Raw genomic sequence first — 3,299 nt, forward strand, 5'->3', positions numbered from 1 at the left:
AATAGATTCAAATAATAAAAAAGGAATGTATTTATTTAAAAACTAAAAAAACAGTATTTTTGACATATGAAAACACTTACTAGAACAGAAAAATTAGCCTTTTTATTTTTGATATTAGTCTTTGGGTTTGGAATTTATTTTTCAAATACAAATCTTCAATTTTTTGATGAAGTATATACAAAAGAAGATGGTTTTGTTGAATATGGCACTGCATTTTTACTGTTTTGTTCTAGTCTATTATTGTTTACCAGATTTTTCAAATTCTTCAACCAAAAACAATTACTTTGGAAAATAGGCATTTTCTTATTGGCTACTATATTTTTATTTGGAGCTGGTGAAGAAATTTCTTGGGGACAACGCATATTTAATGTTGAATCTTCAGAATACTTTTTGGAAAACAATGCCCAAGGTGAAACCAATTTACACAATATGGTTGTTGATGGGAATAAAATAAATAAAATAATATTCAGTCAGCTCTTAACTTTAATTTTAGTTATCTATTTAATTATTACTCCCCTCTTATATAGAAAATTTGAAGCTATAAAAAAATTAGCTAACTTATTTGCTGTACCTATTGTAAAATGGCAGCATACTATTGCATTTTTGGTAAGTACTGGAATATTAGTATTTATGCCTTCAGAAAGAAAATGGGAATTGTACGAATTGGCTTTTGGTGTAATTTTCTTTTTAATATTCTTAAATCCGCTAAACAAGAGTATTTATAAATCTAATTCATAAACTTTTTTAAAAGCATCTTTAATAAGTAATAAATAATTGTTGCGTATAATACACCAAACAACAATCCTGTTACTACATCTAAAGGAAAGTGAACTCCAATATAAATTCTGCTATAGGCAACTATAAATGCCCATAAAACTAAAATTGGGAGTAAGTATTTTGAAAATGATTTTAATAGTAACCCAAAAAATATAGCAATTGCCATTGAATTTGCAGCATGCGCTGAAAAATAAGAATACAAACCTCCACAGCGATTTCCAACCAATCTAACTAAATGTGAAATATTTTCATTGTGACAAGGTCGTAATCTTTTAAAACCATATTTAAATAAATTACTAGTTTGATCTGAAATAGCAATTAGTAGGATTACAAAAAGTACTACTATAAATGTTTTTTTTACTCCAAATTGTTTGTAGGTGATATACAGTAAAAAAAAATACAACGGAATAGCGCTAAATTTGTTAGTAATAACTAACCAAAAGCCATCCCATTGTATTGTTCCTAAATTATTTAAATAAATTAGTAATTCTATGTCTTTACTTATTATAGAATCAAACATTCTTACTAATTTATATTAAATTATTAATTATTTTCAACAACCTCAACCAACTCTAGTACAAAAACTAAATCGGTATCTGGAGGTATTACACTACCTGAACCTTGAGCTCCATACCCTAAATGTGAAGGAATAAATAACATAGCCTTATCTCCAATTTTCATTTGTTGTAGGCCTTCTTTAAAACCTGGAATCAAACGAGCTTCTGAACTATACACTGTTGTAAAAGGAGCATAACCACCTTTATCATCGCGTACGTGATCATACACTTGGTACGCCTTTGCAATCTCTTTATAACTAGTATCAAACAATCTACCATCTGTAAAATAGCCTGCATAATCTACTTTAACGTTTACTCCTTTTTTTGGAAACTCTCCATTTTTAGTTTCAGTGATATAAATTTTTAAACCAGATGGTAATTCAGTAGCTTTTGCTAAATTTTCATCAAACTCTTTTGAAGATTTATCTGCAACTTGCATAATTTCTTCTTCTTTCAAAATTTGCGCTTCCAAATATTTTAAAAACTCTTTATCTGCTTTAAATTTTTTGGCAGATTTCCCGATTTTAATAATTTCAACCTTTTCAATTACATCATTCTGAGCAATTGAATCAACAACTGATTGCCCTTCAATAACATTTCCAAAAACGGTATGTTTTCCGTCTAACCAAGATGTTTCTTTATGTGTAATGAAAAACTGACTACCATTAGTTGCTGGACCTGAATTTGCCATGGATAAAATCCCTGGTTTATCATGTTTTAATAACAAATGACCTTGCGCATCTTTTGGAAATTCATCCATGAATTTATAACCCGGATCACCTTCACCAGTACCTAACGGATCACCACCTTGAATCATAAAATCTTTTATAACTCTATGAAAAATAAGACCGTTGTAATAAGGTTTTCCTTTTAAAGAATCTGCAACTTGTTTGTTTTTACCTTCAGCTAAAGAAACAAAATTAGCTACTGTAATTGGCGTTTTTTCAAATTCAAGTTTTAATAAAATTGATCCTTTATTAGTTTCCATATTTGCATATAAACCATCCGCCAAATCAGCATATTTTGCTGGTTTACATGAAACCGCTATTAACAAAATAGCGACCATTAAAAATTTTACAATTTTCATATATTTTTAAATTTTACATTAAAATATAAATTACATCAAATTGCTTATTTCACAATTTCTAACAATTCAACTTCAAAAACTAGTGTTGAAAAAGGTTTAATTACTCCTCCTGGACGTGGAGTAGCTCCGTATGCCAATTCTTGAGGTATAAAAAACTTATATTTAGAACCAACATTCATTAATTGAAGTCCTTCTGTCCATCCTTTTATAACTCTGTTCACACCAAATTCAGCTGGTGTACCTTTATCTACTGAACTATCAAAAACAGTTCCATCAGTTAAAGTACCATGATAATGAACTTTTACTTTAGAAGTTTCTAATGGTTTTTCACCTGAACCTTCTTTTAGAACAATATATTGTAAACCGCTCTCTGTAACTTGAATTCCTTTTACAGATTTATTATCTTCTAAAAATTTAATTCCTTCAGCTTTTAAGTCTCCAAATTCAACTTCCGCTTTTTTTAAAGCATCTGCTTGCTGCTTTTCTCTCATTTCAACTTGTTTCTTTTGAAAAAACTCTCTTAAAATTCCTTCCACCTTATCTGCTTCAATTAAGATATCTGTTGAGTCAATTCCACTTATAACACCTTGAATAAAAAGGTCTTTATTTACATCTTCAAAATTTCCTTTTAGCTTATTGGCAATATCTAGTCCTAAAACATAGCTTACTGTATCTAATTCGCTTGTTAAAGGTTTTTTTGTAATTCCTTGACTATTGCAAGATGCTATTGTTGAAATTAACATTACAACGACTAAAAATTTAATTACTTTCATTTTTCTTTTTTATTTTAATTAATTGAACTTTATATATTAACGGTTGATTAATATCTATTTTTTTTTGATCGCCTAAATATCCGAAAACTTTATGAGATGGAAATA

General features: G+C 28.6%; 4 protein-coding genes. 1 reads left to right on the forward strand and 3 read right to left on the reverse strand.

Annotated features, from left to right (window positions below; genetic code table 11):
• Window positions 1–66: 66 nt before the first annotated feature.
• Window positions 67–738: a hypothetical protein gene (locus Q0352_RS01445; RefSeq protein WP_299522455.1), complete on the forward strand. Its 672-nt coding sequence runs from the start codon at window positions 67–69 to the stop codon at window positions 736–738.
• Here Q0352_RS01445 and Q0352_RS01450 read toward each other — a convergent pair.
• The 3 genes from Q0352_RS01450 to Q0352_RS01460 are packed head-to-tail and all read right to left on the reverse strand — an operon-like array spanning window position 728 to window position 3,194.
• Window positions 728–1,297, reverse strand: coding sequence for a phosphatase PAP2 family protein (locus tag Q0352_RS01450; RefSeq protein WP_299522458.1), 570 nt, complete (start codon window positions 1,295–1,297; stop codon window positions 728–730). The genes Q0352_RS01445 and Q0352_RS01450 overlap by 11 nt on opposite strands.
• A 23-nt stretch (window positions 1,298–1,320) precedes the next feature.
• Window positions 1,321–2,421, reverse strand: a complete 1,101-nt coding sequence (locus Q0352_RS01455; protein WP_299522461.1) for a peptidylprolyl isomerase — start codon at window positions 2,419–2,421, stop codon at window positions 1,321–1,323.
• A gap of 44 nt (window positions 2,422–2,465) precedes the next feature.
• The gene (locus Q0352_RS01460) at window positions 2,466–3,194 is read right to left on the reverse strand and encodes an FKBP-type peptidyl-prolyl cis-trans isomerase (RefSeq protein WP_299522464.1); all 729 of its coding nucleotides are present in this window, start codon (window positions 3,192–3,194) and stop codon (window positions 2,466–2,468) included.
• Between the last annotated feature and the right edge of the window lie 105 nt (window positions 3,195–3,299).

It is taken from the genome of uncultured Lutibacter sp. (assembly GCF_937891065.1).
Lineage (GTDB): Bacteria > Bacteroidota > Bacteroidia > Flavobacteriales > Flavobacteriaceae > Lutibacter.

What these genes read in the sequence shown, in the direction of transcription:
- Q0352_RS01445 (WP_299522455.1), top strand. Translation starts at nt 67, where the DNA reads ATGAAAACACTTACTAGAACAGAAAAATTAGCCTTTTTATTTTTGATA.
- Q0352_RS01450 (WP_299522458.1), bottom strand. Translation starts at nt 1,297, where the DNA reads ATGTTTGATTCTATAATAAGTAAAGACATAGAATTACTAATTTATTTA.
- Q0352_RS01455 (WP_299522461.1), bottom strand. Translation starts at nt 2,421, where the DNA reads ATGAAAATTGTAAAATTTTTAATGGTCGCTATTTTGTTAATAGCGGTT.
- Q0352_RS01460 (WP_299522464.1), bottom strand. Translation starts at nt 3,194, where the DNA reads ATGAAAGTAATTAAATTTTTAGTCGTTGTAATGTTAATTTCAACAATA.